21 protein-coding genes, 1 tRNA gene and 1 riboswitch are annotated in these 16,468 nt (G+C 60.9%); of the genes, 19 read left to right on the top strand and 3 right to left on the bottom strand.

Going from position 1 to position 16,468, the window contains the following annotated elements; all coding sequences use genetic code 11:
* The first annotated feature begins 107 nt into the window (after nt 1-107).
* The 4 genes from recJ to ACYVRZ_RS01710 all read left to right on the top strand — a co-directional run bounded on the left by recJ (nt 108) and on the right by ACYVRZ_RS01710 (nt 3,857).
* Nucleotides 108-2,378, top strand: a complete 2,271-nt coding sequence (gene recJ / locus ACYVRZ_RS01725; protein ID WP_461224252.1) for a single-stranded-DNA-specific exonuclease RecJ — start codon at nt 108-110, stop codon at nt 2,376-2,378.
* A 15-nt stretch (nt 2,379-2,393) separates the two neighbouring features.
* The gene (locus tag ACYVRZ_RS01720; RefSeq protein WP_262316453.1) at nt 2,394-2,921 is read left to right on the top strand and encodes an adenine phosphoribosyltransferase; all 528 of its coding nucleotides are present in this window, start codon (nt 2,394-2,396) and stop codon (nt 2,919-2,921) included.
* 95 nt (nt 2,922-3,016) lie between these two features.
* The gene (ybaK, locus tag ACYVRZ_RS01715; protein WP_461224250.1) at nt 3,017-3,529 is read left to right on the top strand and encodes a Cys-tRNA(Pro) deacylase; all 513 of its coding nucleotides are present in this window, start codon (nt 3,017-3,019) and stop codon (nt 3,527-3,529) included.
* A 13-nt stretch (nt 3,530-3,542) separates the two neighbouring features.
* Nucleotides 3,543-3,857 carry a DUF960 domain-containing protein gene (locus ACYVRZ_RS01710; protein ID WP_461224248.1) on the top strand — a complete coding sequence of 105 codons (315 nt, stop codon included), beginning with the start codon at nt 3,543-3,545 and terminating at the stop codon, nt 3,855-3,857.
* A gap of 771 nt (nt 3,858-4,628) precedes the next feature.
* Here ACYVRZ_RS01710 and ACYVRZ_RS01705 read toward each other — a convergent pair.
* Nucleotides 4,629-4,715, bottom strand: a tRNA-Ser gene (locus ACYVRZ_RS01705).
* A 116-nt stretch (nt 4,716-4,831) separates the two neighbouring features.
* Between ACYVRZ_RS01705 and ACYVRZ_RS01700 the strand changes: the two genes are divergently transcribed.
* The 3 genes from ACYVRZ_RS01700 (at nt 4,832) to ACYVRZ_RS01690 (ending at nt 6,129) form a co-directional block, all read left to right on the top strand.
* Complete coding sequence (locus ACYVRZ_RS01700; protein WP_461224246.1) at nt 4,832-5,215, top strand: hypothetical protein; 384 nt, start codon at nt 4,832-4,834, stop codon at nt 5,213-5,215.
* Complete coding sequence (locus ACYVRZ_RS01695) at nt 5,212-5,370, top strand: hypothetical protein (protein WP_461224244.1); 159 nt, start codon at nt 5,212-5,214, stop codon at nt 5,368-5,370. Before ACYVRZ_RS01700 ends, ACYVRZ_RS01695 begins: the two co-directional genes overlap by 4 nt.
* Before the next feature lie 348 nt (nt 5,371-5,718).
* The gene (locus tag ACYVRZ_RS01690; RefSeq protein WP_262316746.1) at nt 5,719-6,129 is read left to right on the top strand and encodes a hypothetical protein; all 411 of its coding nucleotides are present in this window, start codon (nt 5,719-5,721) and stop codon (nt 6,127-6,129) included.
* A 63-nt stretch (nt 6,130-6,192) separates the two neighbouring features.
* Here ACYVRZ_RS01690 and ACYVRZ_RS01685 read toward each other — a convergent pair whose 3' ends face one another.
* Nucleotides 6,193-6,420 (bottom strand): hypothetical protein, encoded by a 228-nt coding sequence (locus tag ACYVRZ_RS01685; RefSeq protein ID WP_461224242.1) that lies wholly within the window; start codon nt 6,418-6,420, stop codon nt 6,193-6,195.
* 159 nt (nt 6,421-6,579) lie between these two features.
* On the opposite strand from ACYVRZ_RS01685, the gene ACYVRZ_RS01680 reads away from it, so the two are divergent.
* From ACYVRZ_RS01680 to thiT, 10 genes are all read left to right on the top strand, one after another.
* Nucleotides 6,580-7,083, top strand: coding sequence for a DUF3013 family protein (locus ACYVRZ_RS01680; RefSeq protein ID WP_461224241.1), 504 nt, complete (start codon nt 6,580-6,582; stop codon nt 7,081-7,083).
* A gap of 8 nt (nt 7,084-7,091) precedes the next feature.
* Complete coding sequence (gene prmA / locus ACYVRZ_RS01675; RefSeq protein WP_461224239.1) at nt 7,092-8,000, top strand: 50S ribosomal protein L11 methyltransferase; 909 nt, start codon at nt 7,092-7,094, stop codon at nt 7,998-8,000.
* Between the two features lie 201 nt (nt 8,001-8,201).
* Entirely contained in the window at nt 8,202-8,525 is a 324-nt protein-coding gene (locus ACYVRZ_RS01670) for a hypothetical protein (RefSeq protein WP_262316750.1), read from the top strand.
* Nucleotides 8,526-8,665: 140 nt separating this feature from the next.
* Nucleotides 8,666-9,322 (top strand): septum site-determining protein MinC, encoded by a 657-nt coding sequence (locus ACYVRZ_RS01665; RefSeq protein WP_461224236.1) that lies wholly within the window; start codon nt 8,666-8,668, stop codon nt 9,320-9,322.
* Nucleotides 9,322-10,119 carry a septum site-determining protein MinD gene (gene minD, locus ACYVRZ_RS01660; RefSeq protein WP_461224234.1) on the top strand — a complete coding sequence of 266 codons (798 nt, stop codon included), beginning with the start codon at nt 9,322-9,324 and terminating at the stop codon, nt 10,117-10,119. Before ACYVRZ_RS01665 ends, minD begins: the two co-directional genes overlap by 1 nt.
* 464 nt (nt 10,120-10,583) lie before the next feature.
* Nucleotides 10,584-11,261: an amino acid ABC transporter permease gene (locus ACYVRZ_RS01655; RefSeq protein WP_461224232.1), complete on the top strand. Its 678-nt coding sequence runs from the start codon at nt 10,584-10,586 to the stop codon at nt 11,259-11,261.
* Between the two features lie 19 nt (nt 11,262-11,280).
* On the top strand, nt 11,281-11,922 hold the full coding sequence (locus tag ACYVRZ_RS01650) for an amino acid ABC transporter ATP-binding protein (protein ID WP_461224231.1): 642 nt from the start codon (nt 11,281-11,283) through the stop codon (nt 11,920-11,922).
* Nucleotides 11,922-12,725, top strand: coding sequence for an amino acid ABC transporter substrate-binding protein (locus tag ACYVRZ_RS01645; RefSeq protein WP_461224538.1), 804 nt, complete (start codon nt 11,922-11,924; stop codon nt 12,723-12,725). Before ACYVRZ_RS01650 ends, ACYVRZ_RS01645 begins: the two co-directional genes overlap by 1 nt.
* A gap of 177 nt (nt 12,726-12,902) precedes the next feature.
* Nucleotides 12,903-14,339, top strand: coding sequence for a cardiolipin synthase (gene cls / locus ACYVRZ_RS01640; protein ID WP_461224229.1), 1,437 nt, complete (start codon nt 12,903-12,905; stop codon nt 14,337-14,339).
* A gap of 94 nt (nt 14,340-14,433) precedes the next feature.
* Nucleotides 14,434-14,530, top strand: a riboswitch (TPP riboswitch).
* Nucleotides 14,531-14,574: 44 nt separating this feature from the next.
* On the top strand, nt 14,575-15,180 hold the full coding sequence (thiT, locus tag ACYVRZ_RS01635; protein WP_461224227.1) for an energy-coupled thiamine transporter ThiT: 606 nt from the start codon (nt 14,575-14,577) through the stop codon (nt 15,178-15,180).
* A 55-nt stretch (nt 15,181-15,235) separates the two neighbouring features.
* On the opposite strand, the gene ACYVRZ_RS01630 is transcribed toward thiT, so the two are convergent.
* Nucleotides 15,236-15,343 (bottom strand): DUF4044 domain-containing protein, encoded by a 108-nt coding sequence (locus tag ACYVRZ_RS01630; protein ID WP_262316757.1) that lies wholly within the window; start codon nt 15,341-15,343, stop codon nt 15,236-15,238.
* Between the two features lie 130 nt (nt 15,344-15,473).
* On the opposite strand from ACYVRZ_RS01630, the gene ACYVRZ_RS01625 reads away from it, so the two are divergent.
* Nucleotides 15,474-15,797 (top strand): hypothetical protein, encoded by a 324-nt coding sequence (locus ACYVRZ_RS01625; protein WP_262316758.1) that lies wholly within the window; start codon nt 15,474-15,476, stop codon nt 15,795-15,797.
* 239 nt (nt 15,798-16,036) lie between these two features.
* The gene (mraZ, locus tag ACYVRZ_RS01620; protein WP_262316759.1) at nt 16,037-16,468 is read left to right on the top strand and encodes a division/cell wall cluster transcriptional repressor MraZ; all 432 of its coding nucleotides are present in this window, start codon (nt 16,037-16,039) and stop codon (nt 16,466-16,468) included.

Genomic DNA, 16,468 nt, shown 5'->3' with positions numbered 1-16,468 from the left:
CGCTGATTGGAGTAGGGCTGAAAAATCTTACAACATTATTGTAACACCTTCAGCGGATATCCGCGCCGTTTTTTGTTATACTAGTTCGGTTAGAAAGGACGATGCATGTGAGCCCACGGTATGATTGGCAACTTGAGGCACAACCAGAAAGCGACGCGATAACTGAGGTGGCGACTACCCTGAAGGTGCCACCGTTTTTGGCGCGGCTGTTGATTCAGCGCAAGATCACGACTCCGGAGGCCTACGAGGCGTTCATCAACCCGGACATGGCGCGGCTGCACGATCCCTTCCTGCTCCACGACATGGATAAGGCGGTCGCGCGGATTCAGCAGGCCATCGAGAATCAGGAGAAAATCACCATTTACGGGGACTACGACGTCGATGGGCTGACCGCCTCCAGCATCATGCTGGAGACGCTCCAGAGCATGGGGGCCGAACCCACGGTGTTCATTCCGGACCGCTTCACCGACGGCTACGGTCCCAACGCCGCGGTGTACCGCTACCTGCAAAGCGCCGGCACCGGGCTGGTGATCACCGTCGACAACGGGGTCGGCGGGGCGGCGGTGATCGATGACGCCCAGGCCGCCGGCATGGACGTGGTGGTGACCGACCACCACGAGCTGCCGGCCGTTTTGCCGCAGGCGGTGGCGGTGGTGCATCCGCGCCACCCAGAGGGCCACTACCCCTTTGGCGGCCTGAGCGGGGCCGGGGTGGCCTTCAAGGTCGCCTCGGCGCTGCTCGGTGCCGCCCCGGTCGAAAGCATTGACCTGGCGGCGATGGGCACGGTGGCCGACCTGGTCGACCTGACCGACGAGAACCGCATCATCGTGCAGATGGGCCTGGCGATGATCCGCACCCAGCCGCGGGTCGGCATCGCGGCGCTGCTCGCCGCGGCCAAAATCGACCCGGCGACGGTGGACGAAACCAGCATCGGCTTTGGCATCGGGCCGCGCCTGAACGCGCTGGGGCGGCTCGGCGACGCCAATCCCGGGGTCACGCTTTTGACCACCTTCGACGAAGCGGAGGCCCAGGCGCTGGCCCACAACATCAACGACCTGAACACCAAGCGCCAGGCGCTGGTGCAAGACATCAGCAAGGTCGCCCTTGAAATGGCGCAGTCGCCGGAGAACCAAGGCCGTCGCACCTTGATTCTGGCCCATGCCGGTTGGCACGAAGGGGTGCTTGGCATCGTCGCCAGCAAGGTGGTCGAGGCCACCGGCAAGCCGACCTTGGTGTTGAATATCGCGGCGGATGGCCAAAGCGCCAAGGGCTCCGGCCGCTCGGTACCGGCCTTCCACCTGTTCAACGCGCTGAACGCCGAACGCGACGCCATGACCGCCTTTGGGGGCCACGGCATGGCCTGCGGGTTGACGGTGCCGGTGGCCAACATTCCCAAGCTCCAGGCCGCCATGGAGCAGGCGGCGGCCGAGAGCCTGAAGGATCAGCCCAAGCCGCCGCTTGATATCGCCGCGCGGCTGACGACGGCCGACCTGACGCTTGACCACTACCGAGCCATGCGCCAGCTCGCACCGTTTGGCAACGGCAACCCGGAGCCGACCTTCTCCTTGCGCCCGGACCTGATCGACCGGATCAAAACCATGGGGCAGACCAACGCGCATCTGCGCTTTGTGGCCGACGGCGCCGCCGTGGTGGCCTTTGGCTACGGCGATCAGGCGCAGGCCTTGAGCCAAGCGACGCAGGTGAAGCTGGCGGTGCGGCTGGACGCCAACACCTGGCAGGGCAACACCAGCCTGCAGCTGCGGCTGTGCGACTGGCAGCTGCAGGCGCCGGCAGTCATCGACTGGCGGGGACCGGACATCAGCGCCGCCCAGTTTCGGCCGGCTTTGACCTACGTGTTCTTTGACGCCAAGCGGCAGGCCGCATTCACCCGCCGGTTCCAGTTCGGCGGCCCGACCGTGCTGGCCCAAGACCTGACCGCAGGCACGGCCGACGCGGTGCTGGTCGACCTGCCGAGCGACGCGGCCCAGCTGGACGCCGCGCTGGCTAAGCTGAGCCTGCCGGTGCGGGTGATGTTTTACGCCGCCCCGGCGGAGCTGGTCGCCTTGCCGACGCGCAGCGAGTGTGCCGCCGTGCTGCGCTACTTGGCCGCTCACCCGCGGTTTGACAAGCACCACCTGCCGGCCTTGGCCAAGGCGGTTCACGTCGCGGTCGGTCAGGCAATCTTGGCGGTGCAGGTGTTTTTTGAACTCGGATTTGTTACAATAAAGGGTGCGTTTATCGACCTGGCCGAGCATCCGGCCAAAAAGCCGCTGCAAGACGCCGCGGCCTACCAGGCTCGGGCCACCTTTTTGGCGCTGGCGCATGAGTTGCAAACCGCAGACCGGCGCGAGCTTGAAGCACGATTGACGAATCATTAGGAATGGAGCAACAACATGGCAATCAATTTTAAAGACTACATCGCAAGCGTTCCGGACTTTCCGGAGCCCGGCATTGTGTTTCGCGACATCTCGCCTTTGATGGCCGATGGCGAAGCCTACGCCGCCGCCACCGACGAAATCGTGGCCTATGCCAAGGACAAGAACGTCGAGATGATCGTCGGGCCCGAGGCGCGTGGCTTCATCGTCGGCTGCCCGGTCGCCTACAAGCTCGGTGTCGGCTTCGCCCCGGCGCGGAAGAAGGGCAAGCTGCCACGGCCGACCGTCAGCGCCAGCTACGACCTGGAGTACGGTCAGGCCACCTTGTACCTGCACCAAGACGCGATTCGCCCGGGCCAGCGCGTGCTGGTCTGCGACGACCTGCTGGCCACCGGCGGCACGATTGCCGCGACCATCGAGCTGGTTGAAAAGCTCGGCGGCGTGGTGGTCGGCACCGCGTTTTTGGTCGAGCTGTCCGACCTGCACGGCCGCGACAAGATCAAGGACTACGACATGTTCACCCTGACCACCTACCAAGGCAAATAACTTCAACCGGCGGGGTCTGGCCCTGCCGGTTTTTGCGTCAGGGCGAAACATTGCAGTGGCCGCGGCCAAGTGCGATGATAGAAGGGGAGGCTGACATGAGCAAGAAGAAGCGAGACGATAAGACGTTGGTGGAGAAAATGCTCGACAAGGCGAAGGTCGCCTATGTCCCTTACGAATTTCCCACCCATGAACAAGGCGACGTGGCGCAGCTGTCGGTCGACCACATCGGCGTCCCCGAGCACCGTATCTACAAGACCCTGGTCCTGACCGGCAACAAAACCGGCCCGGTGGTCGGGGTGGTGCCGCTGGATCGCCACATCGACTACAAGAAGCTCGCGGCCGTGTCCGGCAACAAGAAGGTCGGCATGGTGCCGCTGCGCGATCTGGTTCAAACCACTGGCTACGAGCACGGCGCCAACACGCCAATCGGCATCCACGCCCGGTACCGCTACCCGATTTTCATCGGCACCGAGGCGCTTGAGGAAACCGAAATTCTGGTGTCGGCGGGTAAAATCGGCCGCTCCGTCGGCGTCGCGCCCAAGGACCTGGCCAAGCTGGTCCAGGCCGAGTTTCAAGACATCACCGCACTGACCGAACAGGCCGAATGAAGGGGGTCCCCACATGTTTTCACCCGAACACAGTCGCTTTGCCACGTTTGGCGTCATCTCGCAGGTACCCGGCGAGATCATCGACAGCATCTGGCTGATCATCGATCAAAACCTCAGCGGCGTCGTCCCGCTGGGCCGCCTGCTGCGCTTTGACCTGCTGAACACCAAGGGCAAGTTGACCGTCGCCTTTTCACAGGAAGGCGACGACACCCAGATTGCCGTTGACCTGCCGTTCGACTACCAGACCCGGCTGCCCAAAACCGTGATGGCCTACGATGACGGCCAGCGCCAGACCATCCTGCTGCCGGCCGAGGCCGGTGAGCACTAATCACCGAATTAAGGCCGCCCTGGCGGCCTTTTTGCGTGGTGACGGGAACCAACGGCTTGGCCGGCAGCGTGGCGAGGCAAAATGCTTGACGCAAAATTGGTCTGGTGTTAAGCTACACCCGAATGATTATTCTTGCACGGGGAGGCAGCAAAAGGCCACAGCTGCTTTGTTATCCACCGCGCGGGGCACATCCTGCGGCTCGCACCGCAGCCCCCACCCATGACAAGCCGCAGTGTATTGCCACACGGCTTTTAGCTCGAGAGTTTTAGTGCAACCCCGGAATCAAACGAGGGGAAACCAGGGACCCGGATTCGCACCACCCCACCGGCTGTAGGCCGGCCACCGCCACTCCCAAGCGAGTTAGCCGCGCGGATGACCGGAACCGGTGGGCGCCATGGCACCACCACGGTAAGCAGAAGCCAGGAACGTAACCAAATAGGCCAAGGCCACCGACTTCACACAGTCCGGTGGCTTCGGCGCGGCCGCCGCAATGCGTTTTGTTGCGGCGGTTTTTGTTGGCCGGCGACGGTGCTGGTAGCAAAAGGCGCGGCCCTCAGAAGTGCCGCGATTGCGAACATTGATCCAGGCGGGGAACTCGGCGTCTTCTGGCGCAGTCAAGGGCGTCCCTTAAGATTCGCCTGAGTGGGTTGAAGGCCACCACATTTTGCCCACAAAACATCTCAAAACGCCCGGTTCAAGGAAAAGAAAAGCCTCGAAAGCCCAGTATATCGGGCTTTCGAGGCTTTCAAAACGTATAAGCGTCCTGATTTAAGGAGAGTACAGGATTTGAACCTGCGCGCCGGTATTACCGGTTCGACGGATTTCGAGTCCGTTGCATTACCACTCTGCCAACTCTCCGTAACAACGAATACCAGTATAGCAAATCTTGCGTTTTTTGCAAAGCGCCTTTCGCGATTTTATTTTTGCGCCGCGACTGAGTATACTGGAGGTATTCGAACTAGGGAGTGGAGACCGTGAGACGTTCCGTCGTCAAGATCTTGGCGCTGTACAGCGTCGTGTACATGCTATTTGCGGCCGCGGTGCTGGCCGCGGCCGCCATTCACACCTGGTCCGGGGGCCTCAGTCCCGCCGGGATCGCCCGGCAGCTTCTGACCTGGGAGCCGCGGTGGTGGTGGCTGAGCCTGATCGGTGGCGCCTTGCACCTGCTGGGCTTTTTGCGGTCGCTGCGCCGGCCGCGGCTGATGGTGGGGAACACACTGTGCCTGTGGGCCTTCATCGCCTACGCGCTGGTCCCCAATTACACGTTAATCATTTTGGCGGTTCACGCCTTGGGGGTCGGCCTGATCATGGGCTACCGCTGGACGACGGGGCCGGCCACTGAGGGGGAAAGTCGATGAGTTGGTTCAAAAAAAATAATGCCAAGAAGGAAGAGGCGCCGGTTCAGTACGACTTCGCGCAGATGGTCAAGGCCGCCCGTGAGGATCACGGTCACTTCCAGCGCGTTCAAGACGCCTTCAAGGACCTGAAGAAGAAGACAAAACCGAAACCCTGATCCGCTAGGTCCCACCCAAGCATTGGCTTGGGTGGGACTTTTTGATTGCCGCCGAGGTGTGAAATGGTAAGCGAATAGTTCCTGCCATTAACCTAATTATATTTCTAAAATATATTTGTTATGAAGACGACTTGCATCGCCCGGTTGATTGGTCGAACCGCTTAATAACGGCACTTAGACGGGCGAAGTTAAATAACCGCTGTTATAAAAACGGGCCGTGTACATGATTTATTACATAACACACGGGTTTAAATTATTTTTGACAAATTATATTGACGATTAGAATTGTAAGCGTTAAACTGAACCTTGTAAGTTAACAAGTTAATGAGTGAGCAAGGAGGCCCGCCGATGCAAACAGACCAGTACGTTCAATGTGTGAACCAGGAGCTCGAGCGCTTATTAGTTTTTGAAACAGTGTTCAAGGAATACTTCCACACGTGCAAGAACATTGAAAAGGGGAATTGCTACGCCAGTGAAAGCTTCGAGCGCCTGCACCTGTACCTCAGCAAGAACATCCTGCGCTACAACCGCTTCGTTGACCAATGCGCGAAGGTGACGGCGCCGCGCGGCTACGAGGAGTTCAATCGCCGGCTGATCGAGGGGCTGCAGGGGATTCGCAACGGGGTCTTGTTGACGCTCATGGCCATCGAGCCCGACAAGCTGGACGCCAGCCTGTTCAACGCCGGGCTCACCACCCAAAAGCAGGCCAGAGACGCCATCGATCAGGCCTTCTCACACATTCAGGTCGCTGCAAGCTAGGCGGCACACCACAACAAAGCGACCCTGCCACTTTTGGCGGGGTCGCTTTGTTGTACGTGGGGTTTAGGCTGGTTTGTCGGCCAGCTGGGTCAACACCGCGGCGAGCAGCTCCTCGGTGAAGGCGCGGGTCTCCGCCAGCATGAAGGCGGTTTGTTCCGCCAGCGTGGCGTCGGGGGCCGCCTTTTGCCAGGCGGCCGCGCGTTCCCTGAGCTGAACCTCGGTGTAATGGGCGGCCACCACCGTGTCGGCGGCGTCTGCGATGGTCGCCTTCAGGTTACGTGATTCAGGCATTCGATCACCTCCAATGCAGCGACTTCGGTTGCTGCCTCGATTATACTGGATAGTCGCGGCGGTTTCACTTTTCGTTTTCGGCGAATTACGATAAGATGAAGGGCGGAGTGCGGCACGGCCGCGCCAACGGAGACACGTCAATAATTGGAGGATGGCAAAATGGCCAAGACAGAACAAAACATGCTGGATTACATCGGCGACAAAATGGACGCCCTGGATTTCGACGGCGACTTGGATCTCAACTGGGACAAGGAAGCGCATGTGCTTGAAGTCGAGTTGACGATGTACGTCGACGCGGCGGCCGGCTATTCGGTCGAGGACCAAGACGGCCAGACCGTGGATGAAGGCGGCGAGGTCGATTACGCCGACGCCATCCTGTTTTACGATTCGACCCGGCTCAACGGGGCCGATTACGCCGACAACTACCTGACCGTGGTCGGCTTTGCCGGTAAGAAGGGCATCGAACAGGCCAAGGTTGATGCGCTGTTCAGCTACCTGCAAACCCTGCTCGATGACGGCCAAAGCGACCTGTTTGATTTTGTCGACGGGACCTCCGACGCGGAGACCTTCGCGCTGCACTTCGATCAGGCCAAGTTCGACGCGGCCTACGCCGAGCAACCGGCGGCGACCAAGGCGACCTTCCTGCCGTACCCGAAGTACTAGGAGGTCCCATGGATTACTTAGCCGTCACCATTGAGACCAGCAGCGCGGCCGTGGATGCGGTTGGCGAGTTCATGATGGCCCAAGGCGCCTTGGGCCTGGCGATCGAAGACGCCGCAGACGCCGCGGCCGCCGGCTTGACGCCGACCCACACCGGGGCTTCGGTCACCGGCTACTTCCCGGCGGCCACCAATCCCAAGGCCTTGGCCGCGACGCTGGCCGCCCAAGTGGCCAGGCTGCCCGAGTTCGGGTTGCCGGCCGGCAGTGCGAAGCTGCGCGTGGCCGGGGTCGCCGACGCCGACTGGGCCGACAACTGGAAGGCCTACTACCAGCCACTGCGGGTGACCCGGTACCTAACCATTGTGCCGGACTGGCTGGATTATGCGCCGCAGCAGCCGGGAGAGCTGATTATGCGCCTTGATCCCGACATGGCCTTTGGCACCGGCAAGCATCCGACGACCGCGGCGATGCTGACGCTGCTTGAGGCCACGGTGCGAGGCGGGGAGACCATGATTGACGTCGGCACCGGCTCCGGGGTGCTGGCCTTGGCCGGGCGGTTGCTCGGGGTCGCCTCGGTGCTGGCGCTTGACGTCGACGACGCGGCGGTGCAAAACGCGGCTAAGAATCTGGCGCTGAACCCGGAAGTCACCGGCATCACGGTTGCGGCCAACGACCTGCTGGCCGGGGTGACCACCCAGGCGGATCTGATTGTCGCCAACATCTTGGCGGAGGTCTTGCTGCCACTGATTCCCCAGGTGCCGGCCCGGCTGGCACCTGGCGGGGTACTGCTTTTGAGCGGTATCTTCCACGACAAGCTGGATGTGATTCAAGCGGCGCTGGTTGACTGCGGTCTGACCGTCACGGCCCAACTGCACCGCGGGGACTGGTATGCGCTCAGCGCGACGCGGCCAACCGCGTGAGCCGCCGGATTTTCTGAAATTAGCGCAAAGAATTGGGGTAACCGTGAATCTGCGGCTGATTGAGTGCCGAGAAAGTGCTACACTGGGAGAAAGTGACGCCGCCCGACCGAAAGCTGGCGCGGCGACGACGGCGGTGGTGACACCGCACTAGACTGGTGAAGCGCCGCGGATGCGCTTTGCGACTTGCAGGGAGACAACTAAATGACGACAATCTTTGCCTGGCTACGCTCCTATCGTGGCCGCATCATCGTGTTAAGCCTGCTGGCGACCATGGCCTTGCCCTGGCTGTTTACGCTGGCGCATGTGCGGGTGGCCTACCGCCTTGCACTCTTGTTCATTGTAATCAATATGCTCCTGGCCGCCTTGATCGGCCGCTGGCTGAGTAAGGGCCACCTGCCGTGGTGGTACAGCCTGTGTCTGCCGGTGCTGTTCGGCTTCATGGTCTGGTTTCGCTTCGCCGATTACAATTACTGGTTCATGCCGATTTACTGGCTCATTACGATGCTGAGTCTGGCCAAGGAGTGAGCATAACCGCCGCCTAGCAGCGGTTATTTTTGTGCGGGAGGTCTTTTTGTAGCGGCAAAACGCTTTTGTCTCACTTGGGGCTTTGTGCGATAATGAAAGAAAGGCTCCGCCGCAACCGGCGGAGAAAACGAGGTGGAAACGTGGACGCAGTCACATTGAAGGGGCGCAAGGCGGGGTTTGAGCTTCAGCTTGCGGATTGGGCCGGGATCACGGCCATCACGGCGGAGTTGCAGACGCTTTTGGCGCGGCTGGCAACCGACACACCGGAAGGCGACGTGGATTTTGCCCTCGAAACCGGCCAGCGGCGGCTCGACGACGCGGCGCTTTCGGCGATTCAGGCGGTGTTCGACCAGTTCCCGCGCTTCACGGTCAAAACTGTGCATGCCGAAGTCGACCTGGTGGCGCCGCTTATGGCCCGCGTCGCCACCCAAAGCGTTCACCTGATCGGCGGCATCATCCGCTCGGGTCAGGTCGAAAGCGTGGAGGGCGACGTGCTGTTCGTCGGCACCTTGCACCGCTCCGGGACGCTGAAGGCGACCGGCAGCATTTTCGTCATGGGGCCCGTGGCCGGGCTGTTGATTGCCGGGGCCAGCGGCGACCAAGATGCGGTGATCGCCGGTGACATCAGCCAGGCCGGTCAGATTCGCATCGCCGACACGGTTGAAATCATCGATAAGAACACGTACGGTTCGCAGACGACCAGCTACATCAACGATCTGCACATTCTGGAGCACGGTGAGCTGGCCAAGCTGCCACAGCTGCGGCCCCGAATTTTCCGGAAACTGGAGGAATTGTGATGGGAAACGCATTAGTGGTGACTTCGGGCAAGGGCGGGGTCGGTAAAACCACGACCACGGCCAACATCGGCACGGCGCTGGCGCTACAAGGCAAGCGCGTCTGCCTGCTGGATCTGGACATCGGCCTGCGCAACCTGGACGTGGTCTTGGGCCTGTCCAACCGCATCATCTACGACATCGTCGACGTGACCACCGGCCGCGCGAAGCTCCACCAAGCGCTGATCAAAGACAAGCGCTTCGACGACCTGCTGTACGTGCTCCCGGCGGCGCAAAACGCGGAGAAAGACGCGCTGACGCCGGAGCAGGTCCAGGCCATTGTCGACGAGCTGCGCCCGGAGTTTGACTGGCTAATTCTGGATTCGCCGGCCGGCATCGAGCAGGGCTTCCGCAACGCCGTGGAAGGGGCGGATGGGGCGATTGTCGTCACCACGCCCGAGATCAGCGCGGTCAGCGACGCGGATCGCATCGTCGGCCTCTTGGAGCAGCGCGACATGGTGTTCCCGCCGCGGCTGGTGATCAATCGCATCCGCTCGCACATGATGGCCGATGGTCGCGCGATGGATGTCGATGAGATCACCAAGCACCTGGGCATTGACCTCTTGGGTATCATCGTCGACGACGATGCGGTGATCGCCAGCTCCAACAAGGGCGAAACCGTGGTGATGGACCCGGACGACTCGGCCAGCCTGGGCTACCGCAACATTGCTCGGCGCCTGTTGGGCGAGTCGGTGCCGCTGATGAACCTCGAGACCAAAAAAGTCGGGTTCTGGGCAAGATTATTTCACCGGCAGGGTTGACAAGTGGCAATCCGGTGAGTATTCTTTAATCAATCATTCAAAACGTTGAGTGGAAATGGTGCAAGTGAAACGCCCAAGCGAGTCCGGAGTGGTGAAAGCCGGATGCCGATCCTTGCCCCTCACATCCACGAGCGTCCGGTTGAAGTCAGTAGGCCGGAACGGTTGAGCTCGTTATCGCTGTGGTCAAAAAGACCATGTGAGGCCGTCTTGGTGACAAGACGGCGAGCATGAGGTGGTACCGCGCGATTGCGCCCTCATACAGCAGATGCTGTGTGGGGGCGCTTTTTGGTGCCCGGGCTTTTTGACCACCCGAGGTCGGTTCGGTGACGAAGCGACGAAGTGAGGTGGCACCACGCAGACGCGTCCTCTTATCCATTATGGATGAGCGGGCGTTTTTTTGTCCCTTTCCGCAGCTGAGAATGAACGGTCCGGCCGACCACGACACACACTTAGGAGGAATTACCATGGCTTACATGATCTCGATTTTACCGGCACTGCTTGCCGGCACCAAGATGACGCTGGGCGTTTTCGCCCTCACTTTAATCGGGTCCATTCCCTTGGGCATGGTCTTGTCGGTCGGCCTGATTCATCGGGACCAGCCCGGCGAGTTCTGGCTCAAAAAATGGGCCTTCAAGATTCTTAAGGCGATCATCGAGGCCTATGTCTGGCTGTTTCGCGGCACCCCGCTTCTGCTGCAGCTGATCTTTGTTTTCTACGGCCTGCCGCTGATCGGAATTGTGTTCGACCGCTTCAACGCCGCCATCTTCGCCTTCGTCTTGAACTACGCGGCCTACTTCGCCGAGATTTACCGCGGCGGCTTTGGCGCCGTGGCCACCGGCCAGTTCGAGGCCGCCACGGTATTGAACCTGACGCGCTGGCAGACCCTGCGCTACGTGGTGATTCCCCAGGTCCTCAAAATCGTCCTGCCGTCGATGGGCAATGAGGTAATCAACCTGGTCAAGGACTCCAGCCTGGTTTACGTCATCGGGCTGGGCGACCTGCTGCGAGCCGGCAACATCGCGACTGCTCGCGACGTGACCCTGCTGCCGCTGGTCTTAGTCGGGGTGATTTACCTGCTGATGACCCTGGTGCTGACGTTCCTGCAGCGTCGCATCGAAAAGTCGTTCGCCTACTTCAAGTAGCGCCAAGGAGGACACAAACATGCTAGAACTCGTCGATATTACCAAAACCTACAACGATACCACCATTTTGAACAAGCTGTCTTTGACCATCGCGGATCAAAAAACGCTGGCGATTGTCGGGCCTTCCGGGGCCGGCAAAACCACGCTGCTGCGCATCATCGCCGGCCTCACCGCGGCGGATGGCGGGACCTTCCTTTGGAACGGTCAGGCGACCACGCCGGCCAAGCTGCGCAAGGAAGGCGTGATCGGGGTCGTCTTTCAGAGCTTTGAGCTGTTCCCCAACTTGACGGTCCTGCGCAACATCACGCTGGCGCCGACGCTTCAGGGCCAAGCCGTGGCCCAGGCCGAGGCGAAGGCCCAGGCACTTTTGGCCCAGCTTGACCTGAGCGATCAGGCTCAGGCCTACCCGGATGCCTTGTCCGGCGGCCAAAAACAGCGCGTGGCCATCGCCCGGGCACTGGCGTTGAATCCGCAAATTCTGTTGTACGATGAGCCGACCTCGGCGCTTGACCCCAACCTGCGCCAAAGCGTGGCGAACTTAATCAACAGCGTGAAGGCCCAGGGGATGACCCAGGTGGTGGTGACCCACGACATGGCCTTTGCCCAAAGTGTGGCCGACACCACCTTCACGGTCGCGAAGTTCGGAGGTGACGCCCAATGATGAAACGTCTTTGGACCTTCCTGGTGCTGGTGCTGGCCGTCGGGCTGGCCGCCGGCTGTGCCAGGACCAAGGCGGCCGAATCCTGGCCGCGCATCAAGCAAGACAAGAAGGTGGTGATTGGGCTGGACGACACCTTCGTCCCGATGGGTTTTCGCCAAAAGAACGGGCAACTGGCCGGCTACGACATTGACCTGGCCAAGGCCGTGTTCAAGTTGTACGGCGTGACCGCCGATTTTCAGCCGATCGAGTGGTCGATGAAGGAAACCGAGATGAAGAATCAGACCATCGATCTGATCTGGAACGGTTACTCGGTCACGCCGGAACGCAAAAAGCAGGTGGCCTTTTCGGATGACTACCTGGTCAACCACCAGATTCTGGTGACCAAGGTCAAAGACAACGTGACCAAGCTCAGCGACATGGCCGGCAAGTCCCTGGGTGTCCAGACCGGCTCCAGCGGCGCCGCGGCGCTTGACGGGCAGCCCAAGCTCTTGAAGCGCTACATCAAAAACCAGACGCCGGTTTTATACGATACCTTCAACGAGGCGTTCTTGGATCTCAACGCCGGGCGCATCCAGGGCATCTTCATGGACGAGGTTTACGCGCGGTACTACGTGGCTCACCAATCCGACCCCAAGGCCTACCGCATCCTGACCGGCGACTTTGATGCCGAGGCCTTCGCGGTGGGGATGCGCAAGTCCGACACCACCTTGCGCGAGAAAATCAACGCCGGCTTCAAGGTGTTGAAGCAAAACGGTACGGTTGCCAAACTTCAAAAGAAGTGGTTCGGCGCCGTCCAGCAGTGATCAGCACAACCAGCAGCGCCGCCCAAACAAGGGCGGCGCTGCTGCGTCTCAACAGGCAGCCAAGGTCTGGGGAGGCAGCCCAGCGTCCCTGCAGGCGGCTCGCGGTGGCGGTTGACCCGAAGCCGGCGCCAAAAGGCAGGCCGTCGTGTATAATGAAGCCAAACGGAGGTGAGTGGGATGTGGATCGGGTTGGTGTTAGGGGGCATCGTGGCGCTGAACGCCGGGTTGGCCATGGTGACGGTTTTGCGCCAGCCCCGAGACATTTCCGCCACCTGGGGCTGGCTGTTGGTGCTGCTACTGATTCCGGTGGCCGGGTTTGGATTGTACTGGCTGTTTGGACGCAAAATTGCGACCAGCAAGCTCAATGCGCTGTTGAACCAGCAGCGGCTGGGCATCGACCGGGCGGTGGCGGCTCAGCAGGAGGCGGTGGCGTTAGGCGCGGGGTTAATCGGTCGCGCCACCGCCGAGGCCGGGGTGCCGGAGCTGGTGCGAACGCTGCTGCAGGTCGACGGGGCGCTGGTGACGACGCTGAATCAGGTGACACTCATCACCACCCGGTCGGTCTTCAACGACCGCCTGTTCGCCGCGGTTCAGACGGCCCAGCAGCACGTTCACATCGAGGCCTACACCATCGAGCCGGACGCAACCGGCCAGGCGCTGCGCGATCTGCTGACCCAAAGGGCCGCGGCCGGCGTCTTGGTGCGGGTTTTGTACGACCCCTTCGGCTCCCACCGGCTGAACCAGGCGTTCTGGCAGCCGCTGCGCGATGCCGGCGGCCAGGTGACACCGTTCATCGCCGGGCGGCTGGCCCGGGCTAACCCGCGCATCAACTTCCGCAACCACCGCAAGCTGGCGGTGATCGACGGGTCCCTCGGCTTTCTCGGCGGCTTTGACATCGGCAGCTCGCCCAAGCGCGTCTCAATCACGCGCGACACGGCCCTTGACCTGCGTGGCTCGGCCGTGGCTGTGCTGCAGGCGCGGTTTCTGATGGACTGGAACACCGCGGCCAAGGCCCAGCGGGTGGCAATGGCCGAGACTTACTTCCCCAAGCCCCAAGCGAACGGGCAGGTCACGCTCCAAATCGTGTCCGGTGGCCCCGAGCAGCCGCTTGAGGCAATCAAGCTAGGGTACCTGCGACTGATTGCGATGGCCAAGCACAGCGTGTGGCTGCAGAGTCCCTACTTCGTGCCGGATGAAAGCCTGCTGGATGCGCTGACCATCGCCAGCAACGCCGGTATCGACGTGCGAATCATGGTCCCGCGGGTGACGGCCCAGCCGCTGATGGCCAAGGCGACGCGGTTTTACCTTGACCGGCTGGTGCGAGTGGGGGCCAAGGTCTACTTTTACCAGGCCGGCTTCCTGCACAACAAGGTGATGGTGGTCGATGGTCGGTACCTGGTTACCGGCACGGCGAACCTGGACATCCGCAGCTTCAGCTTGAACTTCGAAATCGCCGCCTTCGTGTATTCGGCCGATCTCGCTGCGGCGGCCGCCGCTCAGTTCACCGCGGATTGTCAGGCGTCGTTGCGCTACACCCACGCGATGGCCAAGGTGAAGCCACGCCGCACCCGGCTGGCCGAGGAGATGTCGCGGCTGCTGACCCCGATTCTGTGATTGACGACTAAAGCGGATGCGTTTTCAGATAGGCTAAAATTTGCAATTTTGGCGGCAGATGCTACTATTAAGAAGTCAATTAAATCTGTGAGGAACCGTCACAAAGGGGAGCCATTGGCTGAGAGTGGGGAAACCCAGACCCTTCGAACCTGTTCGTTAATACGAGCGTAGGGATTGTGAACGTCGACTTGTCGACCTTCTTTGTGGTAGGGAAATCACCTAGGAGGTCTTTTTGTTGTCTAAGAATTCGGACAAGTTGTTGATTCTGGTTGAAATCGCCGTGATTGCGGCGTTTGCGATGGCGCTGGAGTACGTGCCACACAAAACCGGCATTTCATCGGTGGAAATGAGCTACGGCATCATTCCTGTCACCGTCTTGGCGCTTCGGCGCGGTCCCGGCGCCGGCATGGCCGCGGGGCTGACTTGGGGGGTCTTGGACCTCTTGCTGATCGGCTTCAGCGAAGGGTCGTTCCTGAACGTGGTCCAAGGGGTGCTGGAGTACCCCATCGCGTTCGCGGTGGCCGGGCTCGGCGGGGTCTTTGCCGGCCGGCTGCAGGCGGCCTTGAAGGGCGGCCAGCTGCGCCGCGTGTTCCTTTACGCCTGGGCTGGCATTTTGCTTGGGACCATTGCCAAGTACTTCTGCCACTTCCTAGCCGGCTGGGTATTTTGGGGGTCATACGCGCCCAAGGGGATGCCGGCGTGGCTGTACTCGCTGGCAATCAACGGCGGCTCGGCCATTGCGTCGGGGCTTTTGGGCCTGATCGTCATCTCGGTTCTGGTCACCAGCGTCAAGCAGTTGTTTCTGCCGAAGCGAACGATCGGCCTAGGTCACGCCGCTTAACGCAAAAAGGTCCTGCCCGTTTTGGGGCAGGACCTTTTTGGTTGGTGTGACGCGGTTACATCGCGGAGAATGCCATCGCGATAGCGCCGAAAACGGTGACAATCAGCATGGCCCAAGCGGCGATGTGGGTAATGTACCAAAACTTGGTTTTCTTCTGCTTCACGGTCCCACCACCTTTGTCTTTTTTCTCAGTTTACCCGTTTTTGGGACGTGGGGCAAATCAAAATCTGGTAAGATAGGAAGAAATGGCTTTTGCCGTCGCGTTGGCGGTGAGGGCAGTCTGGGAGGGCGACATGCAACCGCTGCTGATCTACATTTTGCCACTGGTCGGCTGGGCCTTCGTGCTGGCCAGCATGGTCTTTCGCTTTTCGAACAACCTGTTTTACTTCACCGCCACCGGCTTCAACCTGCTGGGGCTGTGGGCGGCTCGCACTCAGGCCGCGCCCAACCAGATCTGGCTGGCGCTGTTTTGCGCGGTGGCGATCGCCATTCTGTTGGTGATCGACCGCGTCGCCCGGGACTACGACCTGATCGTGCCGGTTTACGCCCACTGGCTGAGCCGCACCTGGCTGCTCGCCACCACCGCCTGGTGGGTGGCGGCGCTGATTTTCCGCTGAGGCGAATTTTGCCCCCACCTGGGCCCCACCAGGTGGCCCGAGCCACACAAAATGGGCTGAGTCCCCACTTGTCTTTCAGAATAACGACCTTGCGCTGCTTGGCGGCGCAGGGTTTTTTTGTGCCGCCGTGCCAGACAATGGGCGAACAACAGTTTCGTGCCGCCATTTTGGGGAGTTTGGTGGTGGATTGTGGGGGGATGTGGTAGACTGAAAATAACAATATCAGGGGAGGTGTCGCCATGTTGATGGGTGAGTTTCATCACAGCATCGATGCGAAGGGCCGGCTGATCATTCCGGCCAAGTTTCGCGAGCAGCTAGGTGCGAGCTTCGTGCTCACCCGCGGCATGGACGGCTGCCTGTTCGGCTACCCTGAGGCCGAGTGGGAGAAGCTGCAAGAGAAGGTCGCCACGTTGCCCTTGACCAAGAAGGACGCGCGAACCTTCACCCGCTTTCTCTACTCGGCGGCCACCGAGTGCGAGCTGGATCGCCAGGGCCGCATCAACATTCCCAAGCCCTTGATCGAACACGCCGGCCTCGCCAAAGGCTGCACACTGGTGGGGGTGGCCAACCGCATTGAAATCTGGAGCGACGACAAGTGGGCCAGCTTTGCGGCCGACGCCGAAGACAACTTCGACGACATTTCCGAAAATCTAATGGACTTTGGACTTTAA

It is taken from the genome of Lacticaseibacillus suihuaensis, assembly GCF_054785075.1.
Note: the sequence above shows the minus strand (reverse complement) of the source record. Positions and strands in the feature narration are given on the sequence as shown.

What these genes read in the sequence shown, in the direction of transcription:
- ACYVRZ_RS01720 (WP_262316453.1), top strand. Translation starts at nt 2,394, where the DNA reads ATGGCAATCAATTTTAAAGACTACATCGCAAGCGTTCCGGACTTTCCG.
- ybaK (WP_461224250.1), top strand. Translation starts at nt 3,017, where the DNA reads ATGAGCAAGAAGAAGCGAGACGATAAGACGTTGGTGGAGAAAATGCTC.
- ACYVRZ_RS01710 (WP_461224248.1), top strand. Translation starts at nt 3,543, where the DNA reads ATGTTTTCACCCGAACACAGTCGCTTTGCCACGTTTGGCGTCATCTCG.
- ACYVRZ_RS01695 (WP_461224244.1), top strand. Translation starts at nt 5,212, where the DNA reads ATGAGTTGGTTCAAAAAAAATAATGCCAAGAAGGAAGAGGCGCCGGTT.
- ACYVRZ_RS01690 (WP_262316746.1), top strand. Translation starts at nt 5,719, where the DNA reads ATGCAAACAGACCAGTACGTTCAATGTGTGAACCAGGAGCTCGAGCGC.
- ACYVRZ_RS01685 (WP_461224242.1), bottom strand. Translation starts at nt 6,420, where the DNA reads ATGCCTGAATCACGTAACCTGAAGGCGACCATCGCAGACGCCGCCGAC.
- ACYVRZ_RS01680 (WP_461224241.1), top strand. Translation starts at nt 6,580, where the DNA reads ATGGCCAAGACAGAACAAAACATGCTGGATTACATCGGCGACAAAATG.
- prmA (WP_461224239.1), top strand. Translation starts at nt 7,092, where the DNA reads ATGGATTACTTAGCCGTCACCATTGAGACCAGCAGCGCGGCCGTGGAT.
- ACYVRZ_RS01670 (WP_262316750.1), top strand. Translation starts at nt 8,202, where the DNA reads ATGACGACAATCTTTGCCTGGCTACGCTCCTATCGTGGCCGCATCATC.
- minD (WP_461224234.1), top strand. Translation starts at nt 9,322, where the DNA reads ATGGGAAACGCATTAGTGGTGACTTCGGGCAAGGGCGGGGTCGGTAAA.
- ACYVRZ_RS01655 (WP_461224232.1), top strand. Translation starts at nt 10,584, where the DNA reads ATGGCTTACATGATCTCGATTTTACCGGCACTGCTTGCCGGCACCAAG.
- ACYVRZ_RS01650 (WP_461224231.1), top strand. Translation starts at nt 11,281, where the DNA reads ATGCTAGAACTCGTCGATATTACCAAAACCTACAACGATACCACCATT.
- ACYVRZ_RS01645 (WP_461224538.1), top strand. Translation starts at nt 11,922, where the DNA reads ATGAAACGTCTTTGGACCTTCCTGGTGCTGGTGCTGGCCGTCGGGCTG.
- cls (WP_461224229.1), top strand. Translation starts at nt 12,903, where the DNA reads ATGTGGATCGGGTTGGTGTTAGGGGGCATCGTGGCGCTGAACGCCGGG.
- ACYVRZ_RS01625 (WP_262316758.1), top strand. Translation starts at nt 15,474, where the DNA reads ATGCAACCGCTGCTGATCTACATTTTGCCACTGGTCGGCTGGGCCTTC.
- mraZ (WP_262316759.1), top strand. Translation starts at nt 16,037, where the DNA reads ATGTTGATGGGTGAGTTTCATCACAGCATCGATGCGAAGGGCCGGCTG.